This is a genomic window from Streptococcus sp. HMSC061E03, assembly GCF_001813505.1.
Taxonomy (GTDB): domain Bacteria; phylum Bacillota; class Bacilli; order Lactobacillales; family Streptococcaceae; genus Streptococcus.
Window position 1 is genome coordinate 172,870 of the sequence record NZ_KV812801.1, and the last position, 18,825, is coordinate 191,694.

The following is an 18,825-nucleotide window of genomic DNA, read 5'->3' on the forward strand; positions in this document are numbered from 1 at the left end:
AAAGAGGCTAGGACTTTTGTCCCAGCCTCTTTATTTTTTTATACACATAAAAATATACGAACGTTCCCAGTTGAGAAGGGCGATTTTAAGGGGATTGTGCTACAATGGAAGCAAATAGATAGAATGGAGCAGTGAAATGAAAGCAATTATTACAGTCGTTGGTAAAGACCAAAAAGGAATCGTAGCGGGTGTTGCAACGAAAGTAGCAGAATTAGGACTCAATATCGATGATATCTCTCAAACCGTATTGGATGAATACTTTACCATGATGGCGGTTGTATCGTCAGATGAGAAAAAAGATTTCACACAGCTCCGTTCAGAGTTGGAAGAATTCGGTCAGTCTCTTCATGTAAAAATCAATATCCAGAGTGCAGCAATTTTTGATGCCATGCACAATTTGTAAGATAGGGGTTGAGAATTTATGGACATTAAACAGGTAACAGAAACCATTGCCATGATTGAGGAGCAGAACTTCGATGTTCGGACTATCACCATGGGGATTTCGCTTCTAGATTGTATTGATCCGGATATCGAAAAGGCAGCAGAAAAAGTCTACAATAAGATTGTGACAAAGGCCAAAGATTTGGTAGCTGTGGGGGATGAGATTGCGGCAGAACTTGGCATTCCCATTGTGAATAAGCGGGTTTCGGTCACTCCGATTTCTATTATCGGAGCTGCAACAGATGCGACAGATTATGTACCCTTTGCCAAGGCACTAGATCGTGCGGCCAAGGAAGTTGGGGTCAACTTTATCGGTGGCTTCTCAGCCCTTGTTCAAAAAGGCTACCAAAAGGGGGATGAAATCCTCATTAATTCTATTCCTCGCGCCCTTGCAGAGACGGATTTTGTCTGCTCTTCAGTCAATATTGGTTCCACTAAGACGGGGATCAATATGACCGCTGTCCGAGACATGGGGCGCATCATTAAAGAGGCTTCCCAAGCGGATCCGATGGGGCCTGGTAAGCTCGTAGTTTTTGCCAATGCAGTAGAAGATAATCCTTTTATGGCGGGTGCCTTCCACGGTGTCGGTGAAGCGGATGTTGTCATCAACGTTGGGGTTTCAGGACCAGGTGTCGTCCAACGGGCGATTGAAAAAGTTCCAGGTGCTAGCTTTGATGTATTGGCTGAAACAGTCAAGAAGACAGCTTTCAAGATTACCCGTGTTGGGCAATTAGTGGGGCAAATGGCTAGTGAACGTCTCGGTGTTGAGTTTGGAATTGTGGACTTGTCTCTTGCTCCAACGCCAGCTGTTGGGGATTCGGTTGCCCGTGTCCTCGAAGCCATGGGTCTTGAAGTAGTTGGAACTCACGGGACAACAGCAGCCCTAGCTCTGCTCAATGACCAAGTGAAAAAAGGCGGCATCATGGCTTGTAACCAAGTCGGTGGGTTGTCAGGTGCTTTCATTCCGGTCTCAGAAGATGAAGGGATGATTGCGGCGGTCCAATCCGGTCATATCAACTTGGAAAAATTGGAAGCCATGACAGCTATCTGCTCCGTCGGTCTAGATATGATTGCCATCCCAGCTGATACTCCAGATACAACCATTGCGGCCATGATCGCCGATGAAGCAGCTATCGGAGTGATCAACCAAAAGACAACAGCAGTTCGGATCATTCCTTATGGAAAAGAAGGCGATATGTTAGAGCTCGGTGGACTTCTTGGGTCTGCTCCGGTAATGAAGGTCAACAAAGCTTCGTCAGCTGATTTCATTGCCCGTGGTGGTCAGATTCCAGCTCCTGTTCATAGCTTTAAAAACTAAGAGAAATCTAGTATAATAGTAGAAAATAGAAAAGTCTGTGATGATGAAACTCCAGACTTTTTTCTTGCAAAAGGAGACAAGATGGCTAAAACAAGATTATTTGTGATTCGTCATGGGAGAACCATGTTTAATACCATTGGCCGTGCTCAAGGCTGGTCCGATACACCCTTGACAGCAGAAGGAGAACGAGGGATTCAAGCTCTAGGAATCGGCTTGCGTGAGTCCGGTTTGGAGTTTACTCGAGCTTATTCCAGTGATTCAGGCCGTGCCATTCAGACTATGGGGATCATTCTCGATGAATTGGGCTTGAAAGACCAGATTCCTTATCGCTTTGACAAACGGATCCGCGAATGGTGTTTTGGTAGCTTTGATGGAGCCTACGGTGGGGAGCTCTTTCACGGTGTCGTGCCGCGCGTGCTAGATGTAGAGGATTATAAGACCTTGACCTTGGAAGACTTGGCCAATGGCATTTGCCAAGTGGACACAGCAAATTGGGCTGAACCATGGGAAGTCTTGAAAAGCCGAATTCTAGAAGGTTTTGAATCCATTGCCAAAGAAGTAGAAGAAAATGGTGGAGGCAATGCCTTGGTGGTCAGCCATAGTTGGACCATTCAGACCCTGGTCTGCTTGATCGAAGGAAAACCAAATCTTAATCTGCCTCTTTCAAACGGTAGTGTTACCCTTGTAGAATACGAAGATGGAGTATTGACGGTTAAGGGGATTGGAGATAGCAGTTACCGTGAGGTCGGTGAAAGCTTGCAAGAATCCTAGTCCGTCCTGAAAGGCTGACCCTTTGGTCATGGCCTTTTCTTTTTCACAAAACTTGTAAGAGCTTTCCTACTTTCTTTTTGCAAAAAATGATATAATGAAAGAGATACATACGGAGGTAATACAATGACAAAAACCAGATTATATATTGCTCGTCATGGAAAAACCATGTTTAATACCATTGGACGGGCACAGGGCTGGTCAGACACTCCGCTGACAGAAGCAGGAGAACGTGGAATTCGAGAATTAGGACTTGGTCTCAAGGAAGCTGGGCTTTCTTTTGAAGAGGCTGTTTCGAGTGATTCTGGACGCACCATTCAAACTATGGGAATTATTCTTCAAGAACTTGGTCTGACAGGAAAAATCCCTTATCGTTATGACAAACGGATCCGCGAGTGGTGTTTTGGTAGTTTTGACGGTGCTTATGATGGTGATCTCTTTATGGGGGTCTTACCTCGTGTCTTTAAGGTCGATGATTTCCATCAGTTGAGCCTAATGGAGTTAGCAGAAGGGATCGTTGAAGTGGATACCACGGGTTGGGCTGAATCCTGGAGTGCCTTGAGTGGCCGGATTAAAGAAGGATTTGAGGCCATCGCAAAAGAGGTAGAAGCAGCTGGCGGTGGCAATGCTATTGTGGTCAGCCACGGCATGACCATTACGACCTTGATTTATCTCATCGATCCAAAAGCGGTCGAAGAATTGGTCTTGGACAACGGAAGCGTGACGGTTTTGGCTTATGAAGATGGTGCTTTCAGTATTGAAAAGATTGGGGATCTGTCCTATCGTAAGGTTGGAGCAAAACTTCTAGAGGGTGGCCATGACGAATAAGTATAGACGCGCAAGAAAAAAACGTAAGAAATGGTGGCCTTACCTATTGAGTTTCTTTCTTCTTGTGGTCCTTGGATCGGGAATTGGTGCTTACTTAGCGAAGCCAAGCTTGTTTTCAGGGCTTCAGTTTTGGAAGGCTAAAAAAACAGCTGTAACGACTCCCTCTTCTTCTAAGAAAAAGAAAGAAAAATCAGATTTACCAGCCGTTTCGACAAAAGACTGGCAGTTGATCTTGGTCAATCGTGACAATGTGAAGCCTGAGCTGAACCCACAATTGACAGATGTGGATGCTATCAAAGTGGATAGTCGGATTGTAGAACCAACTCGTCAATTTTTAGAAGCGGCTCGAAAAATTGCCCCAGAAGAAACCTTGATATCAGGCTATCGAAGTGTGGCCGAGCAAACAGAGCTCTATAATGAACGTGTTGCGCAACTAGAGGCTAGTGGTCTTTCGCACGAAGAAGCTGAAAAGCAGGTGCAGACCCAGGTACAGGTCCCTGGTGCTAGTGAACACCAGACGGGGCTTGCGATTGATATGAGTGTCGAAGCTGGTCAAAGTGATGAGTTGGGCATGCAGCTAGCTGCCATTGCACCGCAATATGGCTTTGTCCTTCGCTACCCAGATGGGAAGAGCAACATCACGGGTGTGAATTTTGAGAATTGGCATTTCCGTTATGTTGGCGTAGAAAATGCTCAGTATATGGCCAAGCATCAGCTAGTATTGGAAGAATATATTCAGCTATTGAAAAAGGCTGGCAAATAAGAGGAGATTCACTTCTCTAGGTCTTAAGAATGATTTTTAGCACTCTTGAAAAAAGAGTGCTAATTTTTTGGATTTTTCTCTTGACTTTCTTTTGGATGGGTGTATAATAGAATCAAGGTTTAGCACTTGAGTGTTTAGAGTGCTAAAAAATGAAAGAGAGGTGAGGTCATGGTTACAGAACGTCAAAATGAGATTCTCAATCTTGTCGTCGATATCTTTACCAAGACCCACGAACCAGTCGGTTCAAAAGCGCTACAAGATGTGATTCAATCCAGTAGCGCGACCATTCGAAACGACATGGCTGCCCTCGAAAAACAAGGCTTACTAGAAAAGGCCCACACTTCGAGTGGCCGAATGCCTAGTCGAGCTGGTTTTCAATATTTTGTTCAGAACTCGCTTGATCTAGAGTTAATTGATGAGCAAGATGTCTACCAGGTGGTGAAAGCCTTTGATTTCGAAGCCTTTAAGTTAGACGATATCTTGGATGCTACAGCTAAGTTACTAGCCCAGATGACGGGTTACACCGCAGTGATTCAGGATGTTGAACCGACACGTCAGCGCTTGACTGGTTTTGAGATTGTTCCATTATCCAACCACGATGCTTTGGCGGTTCTGACCTTGGATGAATCAAAGCCTGTCACTGTACAGTTTGCCATTCCAAAGAATTTCTTAACCAGTGACTTGGAAATCTTCCATCAGCTGGTTCAAGAGCGCTTCATTGGAAATACAGTCTTGGATATCCACTACCGCTTGCGGACGGAGATTCCACAGATTGTACAGCGCTATTTCAAGACGACAGACAATGTGCTGGATCTCTTTGATTACGTCTTCTCGCAACTGTTTCAAGAACTGGTCTTTGTAGAAGGAAAGGTTTCATCCTTAACCTACGCCGATCTTCAGACCTATCAGTTTTTGGATAATCCCCAACACGTGGCCTTGGAGTTACGAGGGGGAATGCCAGAAGACCAAATGACCCAGATTCTGGTTGCAGAATCTCAAGAGAAGGCCTTGAAAAATGTGACGGTCATTAGTCACAAGTTCCTGGTTCCTTATCGTGGGATGGCCCTCATGCATGTGATCGGTCCCGTAGAGATGGATTATAGGCGTGTGATTAGCCTGGTCAATGTCATCGGACGGGTACTGGTTATGAAGTTGACGGATTACTACCGTTACCTCAATAGCAACCATTATGAAGTAAATTAAGACCAAATGAAAGGGGTGTATGCCTTGACAGAAGATATCAAAAAAGAAGACGTGAAAGAAGAGGAAGTTGCCCAAACAACTGAAGAAGTTGTAGAGGAAAGCAACCAACCTTCTGAGTTAGAAGAAGCACAAGCGCGTGCCGAGGAATTTGAAAACAAATACCTTCGTGCTCATGCAGAAATGCAAAATATTCAGCGCCGTGCCAATGAAGAACGTCAACAATTACAAAAATACCGTAGCCAAGATTTGGCAAAAGCGATCTTACCATCACTGGACAACCTCGAACGTGCCCTTGCCGTCGAAGGATTGACAGATGATGTGAAGAAGGGCTTGGAAATGGTCCAAGAAAGTTTGGTACATGCTCTGAAAGAAGAAGGAATCGAAGAAATTCCAGCGGACGGAGCCTTTGACCATAACTACCACATGGCCATCCAAACCTTGCCTGCAGATGATGAACATCCAGCAGACACCATCGCACAAGTCTTCCAAAAAGGCTACAAACTCCATGACCGCATCCTGCGCCCAGCCATGGTAGTGGTTTATAACTAGTCTGCCTTGTCCGAAACGACACTAAACTATGAAAGAAAGATAAGACGTAAGCCGGAGGCTTGCAAGGAAGATATTTCCCGCCGTGGTGAAAGTTTCAGTAGCTTGTGCTACTGAAATAGGGGATTTTTGAGACAGTAGACTCAAAAATAAGTGATGAAATCCCGAAGGGAGTTGCTCACGTCCCCACCACTTAAGGGAAATATCAAAAAAGGAAGAAAAAACTTAAGGAGAAAAACATATGTCTAAAATTATCGGTATTGACTTAGGTACAACAAACTCAGCAGTAGCAGTTCTTGAAGGAACTGAATCAAAAATTATCGCAAACCCAGAAGGTAACCGCACAACTCCATCTGTAGTTTCATTCAAAAACGGTGAAATCATCGTTGGTGACGCTGCAAAACGTCAAGCAGTCACAAACCCAGATACCATCATCTCTATCAAATCTAAGATGGGTACTTCTGAAAAAGTTTCTGCAAACGGTAAAGAATACACACCACAAGAAATCTCAGCTATGATTCTTCAATACTTGAAAGGTTATGCGGAAGATTATCTTGGTGAAAAAGTAACCAAAGCTGTTATCACCGTTCCAGCTTACTTCAACGATGCACAACGTCAAGCAACTAAAGACGCTGGTAAAATCGCTGGCCTTGAAGTAGAACGTATCGTCAACGAACCAACAGCAGCAGCCCTTGCTTATGGTTTGGATAAGACTGATAAAGAAGAAAAAATCTTGGTATTCGACCTTGGTGGTGGTACATTCGACGTATCTATCCTTGAATTGGGTGATGGTGTCTTTGATGTATTGGCAACTGCAGGGGATAACAAACTCGGTGGTGACGACTTTGACCAAAAAATCATCGACTACATGGTTGAAGAATTCAAGAAAGAAAATGGTATCGACTTGTCAACAGACAAGATGGCGCTTCAACGTTTGAAAGACGCAGCTGAAAAAGCGAAGAAAGACCTTTCTGGTGTCACTTCAACACAAATCAGCTTGCCATTCATCACTGCAGGCGCTGCTGGACCTCTTCACTTGGAAATGACCTTGACTCGTGCGAAATTCGATGATTTGACTCGTGACCTTGTAGAACGTACGAAAACTCCAGTTCGTCAAGCCCTTTCAGATGCAGGTTTGAGCTTGTCAGATATCGACGAAGTCATCCTTGTCGGTGGTTCAACTCGTATTCCTGCCGTTGTAGAAGCTGTTAAAGCTGAAACTGGTAAAGAACCAAACAAATCAGTGAACCCTGACGAAGTTGTGGCTATGGGTGCTGCGATCCAAGGTGGTGTGATCACTGGTGACGTGAAAGACGTTGTCCTTCTTGACGTAACGCCATTGTCACTTGGTATCGAAACAATGGGTGGAGTCTTCACAAAATTGATCGACCGCAACACTACAATTCCAACTTCTAAATCACAAGTCTTCTCAACTGCAGCAGACAACCAACCAGCCGTTGATATCCACGTTCTTCAAGGGGAACGCCCAATGGCAGCAGATAACAAGACTCTTGGACGCTTCCAATTGACTGATATCCCAGCTGCACCTCGTGGTATCCCACAAATCGAAGTTACATTTGACATCGACAAGAACGGTATCGTATCTGTTAAAGCGAAAGATCTTGGAACTCAAAAAGAACAAACAATCGTTATCCAATCAAACTCAGGTTTGACAGATGAAGAAATCGACCGCATGATGAAAGATGCAGAAGCTAACGCTGAAGCAGATAAGAAACGTAAAGAAGAAGTTGACCTTCGTAACGAAGTAGACCAAGCTATCTTTGCAACTGAAAAGACCATCAAAGAAACTGAAGGCAAAGGCTTTGATGCAGAACGTGACGCAGCTCAAGCAGGACTTGATGATCTTAAGAAAGCTCAAGAATCAGGTAACCTTGAAGAAATGAAAGCAAAACTTGAAGCCTTGAACGAAAAAGCACAAGCATTGGCTGTTAAACTTTACGAACAAGCTGCAGCAGCACAACAAGCACAAGCAGGAGCTGAAGGAGCACAAGCATCAGGCAACGCAGGCGATGACGTCGTAGACGGAGAGTTTACTGAAAAGTAAGATGCAAAGCCCGTTAAAACCTCACAGTGAAAATAGGAAATCTGACGCAGAAACTTTAGTTTCTAGGAAGATTTATCTTTTTCACCAAGAGGTTAGGGCGTGCTCAATTCAGCTTAACAACTAAATGATAAAAAGAAATCCAGAGGTTGCAACCCAGCCTCTGTTTTTCGGTAAAATAGAGGATGTTGCCTATGAAAAAAGTACTTTGTATCATTTATCCTAATTTTTCTCTTTATGAGATAACTGCTTTAACGAGTACTTTAGCTCTGTCTTTTGATAGTACGATTGATTATGTCGCTTCAGATCATTCGATGGTGGTCTCTGAGGATGGCTTGCTCTGTCAACCGACCAAAACACTAGATCAAATCTGTATAGAAGAGTATTCTTGTGTGATTTTGCCAGGAATGGTCAATATAGGGCCTGCTCTACAGGATGAGAAATTGATTTCGTTTTTGAGGGACCTTGGTGAGCAAGATATCCTCATTGCAGCCATTTCTTCAGCGCCTCTTTTATTAGCGAAAGCAGGTTTGCTGAACGATACGAAATTTACAGGTGGAATTTGGCAAAACTTCTTTGATTATTTTGAATTTCTTCCACGTGAGAATTTCCAACCGAAAGTGGTTGTGCAAGATAAACAGATCATTACGGCTATCGGTTTTGCCCATCAAGAGTTTGCAAGGAAAGTGATTCTAAGTTTAGGCTTGGCAGAGAATACGGACAACTATTTTAAAGAACGAAACGACTATTCAGAAGAGGATTTGATATTTACTCTATCGGAACAAGAGTTTGATCAAGTGAAGCGAAGTATAGAAAACAGCCTCTAAAGATTTACATGAAAATTATAGAAAGGAACAAAGAGTGTTCGTAACTGAACACGGGCTACGGACGGTGCCAAAAAGATAGTTTTTTCTAGGACGCAAGCGTCCGTCGTCAAAACTCCTATTTTGGCTGTGTCCGTTTAACGCCCTTTGTATCTTGAATTATGAACAATACTGAATTTTATGACCGTTTGGGCGTTTCAAAGAATGCATCTCAAGATGAGATCAAGAAAGCCTATCGGAAATTATCTAAAAAATATCACCCAGATATCAACAAGGAGCCTGGTGCTGAGGAAAAGTACAAGGAAGTTCAAGAAGCTTATGAGACTTTGAGTGACGAACAAAAACGGGCTGCTTATGACCAATATGGTGCTGCGGGAGCCAATGGTGGCTTCGGTGGCGGAGCAGGTGGTTTTGGTGGCTTTGATGGTGCTGGTTTTGGTGGCTTTGAAGATATCTTCTCTAGCTTCTTTGGTGGTGGTGCAAGTCGTAATCCAAATGCACCTCGTCAAGGGGATGACCTCCAATACCGCGTCAATCTCAAGTTTGAAGAAGCGATTTTTGGTGCGGAAAAAGAAGTCAAGTACCATCGGGAAGCAAGCTGTCATACCTGTCATGGTTCTGGGGCTAAGCCAGGGACTAGTCCGGTGACCTGTGGACGCTGTCATGGTTCTGGAGTCATCAATGTGGATACGCAAACCCCTCTTGGGATGATGCGCCGTCAAGTGACCTGTGATGTCTGTCATGGTCGTGGTCAAGAAATCAAGGATCCATGTACGACTTGTCGTGGAACAGGTCATGAAAAACAAGCTCATAGCGTGAATGTCAAGATTCCTGCAGGAGTTGAAACAGGTCAACAAATCCGCTTAGCTGGTCAAGGAGAAGCTGGCTTTAACGGTGGACCATACGGTGACTTGTATGTTGTTGTCAATGTTGAGCCGAGCGATCGCTTCGAACGAGATGGCTCAACCATCTACTACAAGTTAGACTTGAACTTTGTCCAAGCAGCTCTTGGAGATACGGTCCATGTGCCAACCGTTCATGGAGATGTCGATTTGGTCATTCCTGAAGGAACCCAAACTGGTAAGAAATTCCGCCTCCGTGGAAAAGGGGCTCCAAGCTTACGTGGTGGTGCCATGGGGGATCAATATGTATCTGTCAATGTCGTCACCCCAACTGGATTAAATGATAAGCAAAAAGAAGCCCTTCAAGCCTTTGCGGAAGCAAGTGATTTGAAGGTCAACCCAAAGAAAAAAGGGTTCTTTGATAAGGTCAAAGATGCCTTGGATGATTTATAAGAAAAAACGAGTTTCCTTTTGAGTAAGGGGCTCGTTTTATTTTGGATCGAATCCAAGAACTTCCTCTCCTAATTAAAGAATAATGAGAAGCCTCATTGAATTTATTAAGATATCGTGGTAAATTTAAGAAAACGATTACAAAGACAATTTAGGAGGTCCTGATGAAATCAGATCAACCACGTTATGCCATTCGAAAGTATGCAGTAGGAGCTGCTTCGGTGCTCATAGGATTTTTTGCTGGCGCTCAGGTTGTAGCGGCAGATACGACGAGCGTTACAGACAGTCCTGCAACGACAGTTCCAACTCAGCCAAGCGAGGGTGAGTCAACGATTTCTCTTAAGGAGGAAGCTTCTCAGCCAGCAGTAGAAAAGCCGACGGCTCCTGCCCCAATCGTCAATCAAAGTCAACCGACACTGCCTGATCGTGAATTGCGGGTATCAGATCTTGACCGTTTGATTCGCGAAGAAGCGAGCTCTGTCGCAGAGTCGGATGTGGCAGCTCAACCAGCGACAGCAACGACGGAAACACCTACTAAAGATCCTGATCAGGAAGAAAAATTAGCCAAGAAAAAGATTGTTTCGATTGATGCCGGTCGCAAGTACTTCTCACCAGACCAAATCAAGGAAATCATTGATGAAGCAAGTAAGACGGGTTATACAGACTTGCATCTTCTAGTTGGAAATGATGGTTTGCGCTTTGTGCTGGATGACATGTCTTTGAAAGTGGGAGATACTTCTTATTCTAGCCAAGCCGTGACAGATGCGGTTGAAAAAGGGACGAAGGCTTATTACGATGATCCGAACGGGACAGCCTTGACCCAGGCTCAAATGGATGATATTTTAGCCTACGCCAAATCGAAGAAAGTAGGTGTCATCCCAACCATTAATAGTCCAGGTCACATGGATGCGATTCTGACAGCCATGGAACAATTGGGGATCGAAAACCCTCACTTTAATTACTTTGGCACTAAAAAATCAGCCCGGACAGTTGATTTGGACAACCAAAAAGCCTTAGACTTTACCAAGGCTTTGGTAGACAAGTATGTGGCTTATTTCAGCGGCAAGGCAGATATTTTCAATATCGGTTTGGATGAATATGCCAACGATGCTACAGATGCCCATGGTTGGCAGGTTCTCCAAGCCAGCAAGCATTGGCCAGGTGAAGGCTATCCAGAAAAAGGCTATGAAAAATTCATTCAATACGCCAATGATCTAGCAGCTATTGTGAAAAAACACAAGATGAAACCAATGGCCTTCAATGATGGAATCTACTACAATGGCGATACTTCCTATGGTACTTTTGATAAGGATATCATTGTCTCCTACTGGACAGGTGGCTGGAACGGCTATGATGTCGCATCTTCAAAACTCTTGTCTGAACGAGGTCATCAGATTCTTAATACCAATGATGCATGGTATTATGTGCTTGGACGGGACAAGGCTGGATCTGGTTGGTACAACCTCGATCAAGGTCTCGAAGGAATTTCCAAGTCGGCGATTGATGTGGTTCAAAAAAATGATGGGGCTAAGGTGCCCTTCATCGGTGGCATGGTAGCTGCCTGGGCAGATACGCCATCCGCAACCTACAAAAAAGACCTTCTCTTTAAGCTCATGCATGCTTTCGCGGACAAGAATGCGGACTACTTTGTAGCAGATCCTGAAGTGGTCGAAAAAGCTCTTTCGGAAGCTCCAACTGATTTGGACCACTATACACCGGAATCTCTAGTAGCCTTTGCGGCAGCTAAAAAAGCATTAGAAGGGGCAGGAACAGACACGACTCGAGCAGAGGCCAAAACTTTGATCGACCATCTCAAAGCAGCTCAAGATGCTTTGGTGTATACGGAAAGCTACGCGAAAGAAGTTGCAGCAAAAGAAGCAGCAGAAAAACTTGCCATGAAGAAGGTCATCTCGATCGATGCAGGGCGCAAATACTTCTCGCTGGATCAGTTGAAACGGATCGTAGATAAGGCCAGTGAGTTGGGTTATTCTGACTTGCACCTCCTTGTCGGAAACGATGGTATGCGCTTCGTACTCGATGATATGACGGTGGAAGCCAATGGCAAAACCTATGCCAGTGACGATGTGAAAAAGGCCATTTTAGAAGGCACCAAGGCCTATTACGATGATCCAAATGGTCAAGCTTTGACCCAAGCGGAAATGGATGAACTCCATGCTTATGCGACTGCTAAAGGAATCGGCTTGATTGCGGCAGTCAATAGTCCTGGACACATGGATGCTTTGTTGGTGGCCATGGAAAAATTGGGCATTGAAAATCCACAAGCCAGCTTTGATACGGTTTCAAAAACAACCATGGATTTGACCAATGAAGCAGCAGTCAACTTTACCAAAGCCTTGATTGGCAAGTACATGGACTACTTCAAAGACAAGTCTAAGATCTTTAACTACGGAACAGATGAATATGCCAATGACGCTACCAGTGCGCAAGGCTGGTACTACCTCAAGTGGTATGACCTCTATGGTAAATTTGCGGAGTATTCCAATAGTCTTGCAGCTATGGCGCGTGAAAAAGGCTTGCAGCCAATGGCCTTTAACGATGGCTTCTATTATGGAGATGAAGATGATGTTGCCTTTGACAAGGACGTCTTGATTTCCTACTGGTCTAAAGGATGGTGGGGCTATAACCTCGCATCTCCACAGTATTTGGCAGATAAGGGGTATAAATTCCTTAATACCAACGGAGACTGGTACTATGTTTTGGGAAGAACACCTGAAACGGGTGGTGGTTATATTGAAAAAGCGATTGCCAATGCAGCTGCTACTCCATTTAGACAACTCCCAAGTACAACATATCCAGAGACATCTTTGCCGATGGTCGGTAGTATGGTAGCTGTTTGGTGTGATACCCCAAGTGAAGAATACATTGAAAAAAATGTCTTTGATCTCATGGAAGCTTTTGCCAACCATAACAAGGACTATTTCAAAGCAGACTTCACTGCTCTTAGAAAAGCAGTTTCTACGGTGCCAACAGATCTAGACATTTACACACCAGAATCGCGCGCAGCCCTTGCGAAAGTCTTAGATAGCTTGAATTGGAATGTGAGCCGTGCTCATCAAGATCAGGTGGATCAAGAAGTTGCTGCTCTGACCCAAGCCCTTGCGGGGCTCAAGCCAATCACGCAAGTGGGTAGCTTGGCTGAAAATGACGTCAAAGCCCTAGTGGAAGACAAACCAAGTCTTGAAATCGTAGAAAAAGAACTTGATTTTGACCTTGTAGAACGGACCAATCCAGATCTCGCTAAAGGAGAACGCAAAGTGATCCAGGCTGGGGTTAAAGGGCAAGGTCTTGAGTATGTAGAGATTTCGGCACTTGATCAAAGTCGAAAAGTGATCGCTACAGAAGTTGCCACAGAGCCGGTTCCAGAAATTGTTGAAGTCGGTACCAAAGAAGTCGTGATCCCAACAAGTCCTTCCGTAGAAGCACCAGTGAAATCAGACTTGCTCGTAAACAAAGTGGTTCCAGATCATTCAACACCTCAAGTGATCTCGAAAGATCAACCAGTAGCACCAGTAAATACCCCAACGCCAATTCCAGCAGCTTTGGAAAAAGAGGTTCGTTCAGAAACAGTAAACTCTAACAAGCAACTTCCAGAAACAGGAGTGGAATCTGCTCTGGGACTCGCTTTACTAGGAGCGATCTTAGGAGCAGCAGGAATGGACTTGAAAAATAAAAAAAGAGACTGAGACTAGTTGATTTGTAACAGGTCGAAGTTAGGAGAGTGGGACAGAAATCGGTCATTCGTTAGAATTCGATTTCGTCGTCCCACCTCCGCACAGTTGAGTAGGGCTGTATAAGCTGATGAAATCAGCGTATTAGAGCCCACTCAACCACTGCGTCTTGCTCTACAATCCAAAAATAATTGAGAGGCTAGGACTTTTGTCCCGGCTTCTTTTTTTTGCTTGTAAAACTGTACCCGGACAGTTTGAGTTTTTCACTCTTGTAACCCCTTCTATATCCTGCTAAAATAAAACCATGACACGATACAAAGCAACCATTTCATATGACGGTACCTTGTTTGCAGGGTTTCAACGTCAACCGCATGCCCGCAGTGTGCAAGAAGAAATCGAGAAGACCTTGACGCGCCTCAATCAAGGAACCCCTGTTACCGTTCATGGAGCGGGGCGAACGGATTCAGGTGTCCATGCTCTTGGGCAGGTGATTCATTTTGATCTCCCCCAAGCGCGGGACGAGGAGAAGCTCCGCTTTGCCCTCGATACCCAAACCCCAGAGGATATTGATTTCATCAGAGTGGAGCAAGTAGAAGATGACTTTCACTCACGCTACAAGAAGCACAGCAAAACCTATGAATTTATCGTGGATTATGGTCGTCCCAAGAACCCCATGATGCGCCACTATGCCACCCACTATCCTTATCCTTTGGATGTGGAAAAGATGCAAGCAGCCATCCAAAAGTTGGAGGGAACCCATGATTTCAGCGGTTTTACAGCTTCAGGAACCAGTGTGGAAGATAAGGTTCGTACGATTACAGAGGCTCGCTTGGTTGAGGATGCAGAACATCATCGCCTTGTCTTTACCTTTTCGGGCAATGGTTTTCTCTACAAGCAAATCCGCAATATGGTGGGAACTTTGTTGAAGATTGGAAATGATCGGATGCCGATCGAGCAGATCGATCTGATTTTAGAAAAAAAGGACCGCAATCTAGCAGGTCCTACAGCAGCACCAAATGGCTTATATTTAAAGGAGATCCGTTATGAGTAATGAATTGATTCTAGCTATTTCAGGAAATGATATTTTTAGTGGGGGAGGTCTTCACGCAGACCTTGCAACTTATACGACTAACAAACAGCATGGCTTTGTGGCGGTGACTTGTTTGACCGCTATGACGGAGCACGGTTTTGAAGTGATTCCGGTGGATCCGACGACCTTTGCGCAGCAGCTCAACTCTCTCAAGGATGTTCCTTTTTCTGCTATTAAACTCGGTCTTTTGCCAAATGTCCAAGTGGCAGACTTAGCCTTGGACTATGTCAAAGCCCATGCGGAGATCCCTGTGGTACTAGATCCTGTCTTGGTCTGCAAGGAAAGCCATGATGTAGAAGTTTCAGCTCTTCGAGACGAATTGATTAAGTTCTTCCCTTATGTGACCATCATCACGCCGAACTTGCCAGAAGCTGAGATCTTGACCCAAAGCAAGATTCAATCGCTCGATGATATGAAGGAGGCAGCGCGCAAGCTCCACGAATTAGGAGCAGCGAATGTCGTGGTCAAAGGAGGCAATCGTCTCAATAAAGAAAAGGCCATCGATGTCTTTTATGATGGGACAGACTTCACCGTCATTGAAGAGCCAGTCTTAGAAAAGAACAATACAGGAGCTGGTTGTACCTTTGCGTCTAGCATTTCCAGCCAGTTGGTAAAAGGGAAATCTCCACTTGAAGCTGTTAAAGCCTCTAAAGACTTTGTTTTCCAAGCGATTCAACATTCAGACCAGTATGGAGTAGTACAATATGACATCTAATCGAACTCAACTCATTGCTCGCCTTTCCATTTTGACAGCCTTGACAGTTGTACTTGGCTACTATACAAAACTTCCAACTCCCACAGGGATCGTCACCCTGCTAGATCTTGGCGTTTATTTCACAGCCTTCTATTTTGGGCGCAAGGAAGGTGCGATTGTAGGTGGTGTCGGAGCCTTCCTACTCGATCTGATTTCAGGCTATCCTCAGTGGATGTTCTTTAGCCTCCTCTTTCACGGGGGACAAGGCTATTTCGCTGGCTTCAAGGGCAAAGCTCGTTACCTAGGCTTGCTACTTGCGACAGTCGTGATGGTAGGCGGTTACGCACTAGCTTCTGCTCTCTTTTTAGGCAATGGTTGGGGGGCTGCTATCTCGGATATTCCGAATAACCTCGCTCAGAATTTTGTTGGAATGGCTTTAGGCTATGTGGTCTATTATGCATTTCAAAAGAAAGGAAGCTAATTCATGGATCTGGAGCAACTGAAGAAGGATACAAAAGAAATCTTGGTAGATGTTTTGGCAAAAAGCCGTCTCCGCCAAGGACAGATTCTAGTCCTCGGGATGTCTTCCAGTGAGGTTGCAGGAGGGCAAATTGGAAAGGCCTCCAACATCGACATTGCCGAAGCTATTGTCCAGACCTTGCTAGATGAGTTGAATCCAAGAGGGATTTATCTGGCGGTACAAGGATGTGAGCATCTCAATCGCGCCTTGGTGGTCGAGAGAGAATTGGCGGACAAGAATGAGCTAGAAATCGTCAATGTCCTTCCGAGTCTCCATGCAGGAGGGGCTGGCCAACTCGCAGCTTTCAAGTATTTTAAGGATCCTGTTGAGGTGGAATTTATCACAGCTCAAGCCGGGTTAGACATCGGAGATACCTCAGTAGGGATGCATGTCAAACACGTGCAAGTTCCGATTCGCCCTATCTTGCGTGAACTAGGTGGAGCCCATGTCACAGCCCTGGCCAGTCGTCCAAAATTGATCGGTGGCGCCCGTGCTCTCTACCTCGATGATCCCATCCGAAAATCATAATCAGAACTAGCTTTTAAGGGCTAGTTTTTTTGGATGAAAAGAGAGGCAAAAACGTTTTAAAACTTGCAATTTCAAAGTTTTGTGGTAAAATTATAAGGAATGACTATATTATTTTAAGGAGAGACAGAATGTCTGTATCATTTGAAAACAAAGAAACTAACCACGGTGTATTGACTTTCACAATCAGCCAAGAGCAAATCAAACCTGCTTTGGACCGTGTGTTTGAGTCAGTTAAGAAAACTTTGAACGTACCTGGATTCCGTAAAGGTCATATTCCACGTCCAATCTTCAACCAACGTTTTGGAGAAGAAGCTCTTTACCAAGATGCTTTGAACGATCTTCTTCCAGCAGCATACGAAGCAGCTGTTAAAGAAGCTGGAATCGAAGTTGTAGCACAACCAACTTTCGATGTTGTATCTATGGAAAAAGGTCAAGACTGGACATTGACAGCAGCTGTTGTAACAAAACCTGAAGTAAAATTGGGTGCTTACAAAGACCTTGAAGTATCAGTAGAAGTTTCTAAAGAAGTAACAGACGCTGATGTGGATGCTCGTATCGAACGCGAACGTAACAACTTGGCTGAATTGGTTGTTAAAGAAGGTGCTGCAGCAGAAGGTGACACAGTTGTAATCGACTTCGTAGGTTCTATCGACGGTGTTGAATTCGACGGTGGTAAAGGTGACAACTTCTCGCTTGGACTTGGTTCAGGTCAATTCATCCCAGGTTTCGAAGACCAATTGGTTGGACACTCTGCTGGTGAAACAGTTGATGTGATCGTAACCTTCCCAGAAGACTACCAAGCAGCTGACCTTGCTGGTAAAGAAGCGAAATTCGTAACAACTATCCACGAAGTAAAAGCAAAAGAAGTACCAGCTCTTGACGATGAATTGGCAAAAGACATCGACGAAGAAGTTGAAACTCTTGACGAATTGAAAGAAAAATACCGCAAAGAATTGGCAGCAGCTAAAGAAGAAGCATACAATGATGCAGTAGAAGCAGCAGCAATCGATCTTGCAGTTGAAAATGCTGAAATCGTTGACCTTCCAGAAGAAATGATCCACGAAGAAGTACACCGTTCAATCAACGAGTTCCTTGGAAACATGCAACGTCAAGGTATCTCACCTGAAATGTACTTCCAAATCACTGGAACAACTCAAGAAGATCTTCACAAACAATACGAAGCAGAAGCTGAAAGCCGTACGAAGACAAACCTTGTGGTTGAAGCAGTAGCGAAAGCAGAAGGCTTCGAAGCAACTGAAGAAGAAATCAACGCTGAAATCGAACAATTGGCAGCAGATTACAACATGCCAGTTGAACAAGTTCGCAACCTTCTTTCACCAGAAATGTTGAAACATGACATCACAGTGAAGAAAGCAGTGAACGTGATCACAAGCACAGCAAAAGTAAAATAATTGAGAATAAAAAGAAGAGCCGTGAGGCTCTTCTTTTTTTGATTTCATGGAGAATCCTGGAATTTTCCTTTGACGAAAGGGGAAATTTATCGTACAATAGAGTGTAACGATAAAATGCGTGATAGATTTAGTGACGAGAAGTTTTCAATCTATCATTGAGGATAGGATGAGGTTCAAGACCGGATCCTTCTCCATTTAGGAAATGAAACATAAGGAGATTTACCCTTGGAATTAGAAGTATTTGCTGGACAAGAAAAAAGTGAACTTTCTATGATTGAAGTGGCGCGTGCGATTTTGGAATTACGCGGACGTGACCATGAAATGTACTTTAGCGATCTTGTAAATGAAATTCAAAATTACCTTGAAAAATCAAACAGCGAGATCCGTGAAGCCCTCCCATTGTTCTACACAGAATTGAATGTAGATGGAAGCTTTATCCCACTTGGAGATAACAAATGGGGTCTTCGTTCATGGTATGCCATCGATGAAGTTGACGAAGAAATCATCGCTCTTGAAGAAACAGACGAAGATGAAGCTCCTAAGAAACGGAAGAAAAAACGTGTCAATGCCTTCATGGATGGAGACGAGGATGCGATCGACTACAACGACGACGATCCAGAAGACGAAGAAGTTTACGAAGCAGATCCAGCTCTTTCATATGATGAAGAAAATCCAGACGATGAAAAGAGTGAAGTCGAAGCTTACGATGCTGAAATCAATGAAATCGTACCAGATGATTTGGGTGAGGAAGTTGAATTAAGCGAAGAAGACGACGAAGAAGAGGATTCTGAAGACGAGGAAGAAGAATAATTCATAAGAAGAGGCTGGGACAAAAGTCCTAGCCTCT

17 protein-coding genes are annotated in these 18,825 nt (G+C 44.3%); all 17 read left to right on the plus strand.

Annotation, left to right across the window (positions count from 1 at the left end; genetic code table 11):
• Positions 1-136 precede the first annotated feature (136 nt).
• The 17 genes from HMPREF2917_RS09695 (at position 137) to rpoE (ending at position 18,788) form a co-directional block, all read left to right on the plus strand.
• Positions 137-403, plus strand: a complete 267-nt coding sequence (locus HMPREF2917_RS09695; RefSeq protein WP_003004214.1) for an ACT domain-containing protein — start codon at positions 137-139, stop codon at positions 401-403.
• An 18-nt stretch (positions 404-421) separates the two neighbouring features.
• Positions 422-1,759, plus strand: a complete 1,338-nt coding sequence (locus HMPREF2917_RS09700; RefSeq protein ID WP_003013901.1) for a PFL family protein — start codon at positions 422-424, stop codon at positions 1,757-1,759.
• A gap of 81 nt (positions 1,760-1,840) precedes the next feature.
• Complete coding sequence (locus HMPREF2917_RS09705; protein ID WP_070590494.1) at positions 1,841-2,530, plus strand: histidine phosphatase family protein; 690 nt, start codon at positions 1,841-1,843, stop codon at positions 2,528-2,530.
• A gap of 123 nt (positions 2,531-2,653) precedes the next feature.
• Positions 2,654-3,355, plus strand: a complete 702-nt coding sequence (locus tag HMPREF2917_RS09710; protein WP_070590496.1) for a histidine phosphatase family protein — start codon at positions 2,654-2,656, stop codon at positions 3,353-3,355.
• Positions 3,345-4,118, plus strand: coding sequence for a M15 family metallopeptidase (locus HMPREF2917_RS09715; protein ID WP_037607303.1), 774 nt, complete (start codon positions 3,345-3,347; stop codon positions 4,116-4,118). The genes HMPREF2917_RS09710 and HMPREF2917_RS09715 overlap by 11 nt, the downstream gene beginning before the upstream one ends.
• Before the next feature lie 168 nt (positions 4,119-4,286).
• Complete coding sequence (gene hrcA, locus HMPREF2917_RS09720; RefSeq protein WP_003004578.1) at positions 4,287-5,321, plus strand: heat-inducible transcriptional repressor HrcA; 1,035 nt, start codon at positions 4,287-4,289, stop codon at positions 5,319-5,321.
• Positions 5,322-5,345: 24 nt separating this feature from the next.
• A complete protein-coding gene (gene grpE / locus HMPREF2917_RS09725) occupies positions 5,346-5,870 on the plus strand; it encodes a nucleotide exchange factor GrpE (protein WP_301355021.1) in 525 nt (174 codons plus the stop codon).
• A gap of 238 nt (positions 5,871-6,108) precedes the next feature.
• Positions 6,109-7,932 (plus strand): molecular chaperone DnaK, encoded by a 1,824-nt coding sequence (gene dnaK, locus HMPREF2917_RS09730; RefSeq protein ID WP_003014055.1) that lies wholly within the window; start codon positions 6,109-6,111, stop codon positions 7,930-7,932.
• Between the two features lie 191 nt (positions 7,933-8,123).
• Complete coding sequence (locus HMPREF2917_RS09735) at positions 8,124-8,756, plus strand: DJ-1/PfpI family protein (protein ID WP_070590498.1); 633 nt, start codon at positions 8,124-8,126, stop codon at positions 8,754-8,756.
• Between the two features lie 158 nt (positions 8,757-8,914).
• Positions 8,915-10,048 carry a molecular chaperone DnaJ gene (gene dnaJ, locus HMPREF2917_RS09740; protein WP_003004734.1) on the plus strand — a complete coding sequence of 378 codons (1,134 nt, stop codon included), beginning with the start codon at positions 8,915-8,917 and terminating at the stop codon, positions 10,046-10,048.
• A 161-nt stretch (positions 10,049-10,209) separates the two neighbouring features.
• Complete coding sequence (locus HMPREF2917_RS09745) at positions 10,210-13,749, plus strand: family 20 glycosylhydrolase (RefSeq protein WP_070590499.1); 3,540 nt, start codon at positions 10,210-10,212, stop codon at positions 13,747-13,749.
• Between the two features lie 289 nt (positions 13,750-14,038).
• Positions 14,039-14,785: a tRNA pseudouridine(38-40) synthase TruA gene (truA, locus tag HMPREF2917_RS09750; protein WP_070590501.1), complete on the plus strand. Its 747-nt coding sequence runs from the start codon at positions 14,039-14,041 to the stop codon at positions 14,783-14,785.
• Positions 14,778-15,539, plus strand: coding sequence for a bifunctional hydroxymethylpyrimidine kinase/phosphomethylpyrimidine kinase (locus HMPREF2917_RS09755; RefSeq protein WP_070590502.1), 762 nt, complete (start codon positions 14,778-14,780; stop codon positions 15,537-15,539). The genes truA and HMPREF2917_RS09755 overlap by 8 nt, the downstream gene beginning before the upstream one ends.
• Positions 15,529-15,999 (plus strand): ECF transporter S component, encoded by a 471-nt coding sequence (locus tag HMPREF2917_RS09760; RefSeq protein WP_003010175.1) that lies wholly within the window; start codon positions 15,529-15,531, stop codon positions 15,997-15,999. The genes HMPREF2917_RS09755 and HMPREF2917_RS09760 overlap by 11 nt, the downstream gene beginning before the upstream one ends.
• Positions 16,000-16,002: 3 nt before the next feature.
• Positions 16,003-16,566, plus strand: coding sequence for a TIGR01440 family protein (locus HMPREF2917_RS09765; RefSeq protein WP_070590504.1), 564 nt, complete (start codon positions 16,003-16,005; stop codon positions 16,564-16,566).
• A 128-nt stretch (positions 16,567-16,694) separates the two neighbouring features.
• Positions 16,695-17,978 carry a trigger factor gene (tig, locus tag HMPREF2917_RS09770; protein ID WP_003004508.1) on the plus strand — a complete coding sequence of 428 codons (1,284 nt, stop codon included), beginning with the start codon at positions 16,695-16,697 and terminating at the stop codon, positions 17,976-17,978.
• A gap of 225 nt (positions 17,979-18,203) precedes the next feature.
• The gene (rpoE, locus tag HMPREF2917_RS09775) at positions 18,204-18,788 is read left to right on the plus strand and encodes a DNA-directed RNA polymerase subunit delta (RefSeq protein WP_021154455.1); all 585 of its coding nucleotides are present in this window, start codon (positions 18,204-18,206) and stop codon (positions 18,786-18,788) included.
• Positions 18,789-18,825 lie beyond the last annotated feature (37 nt).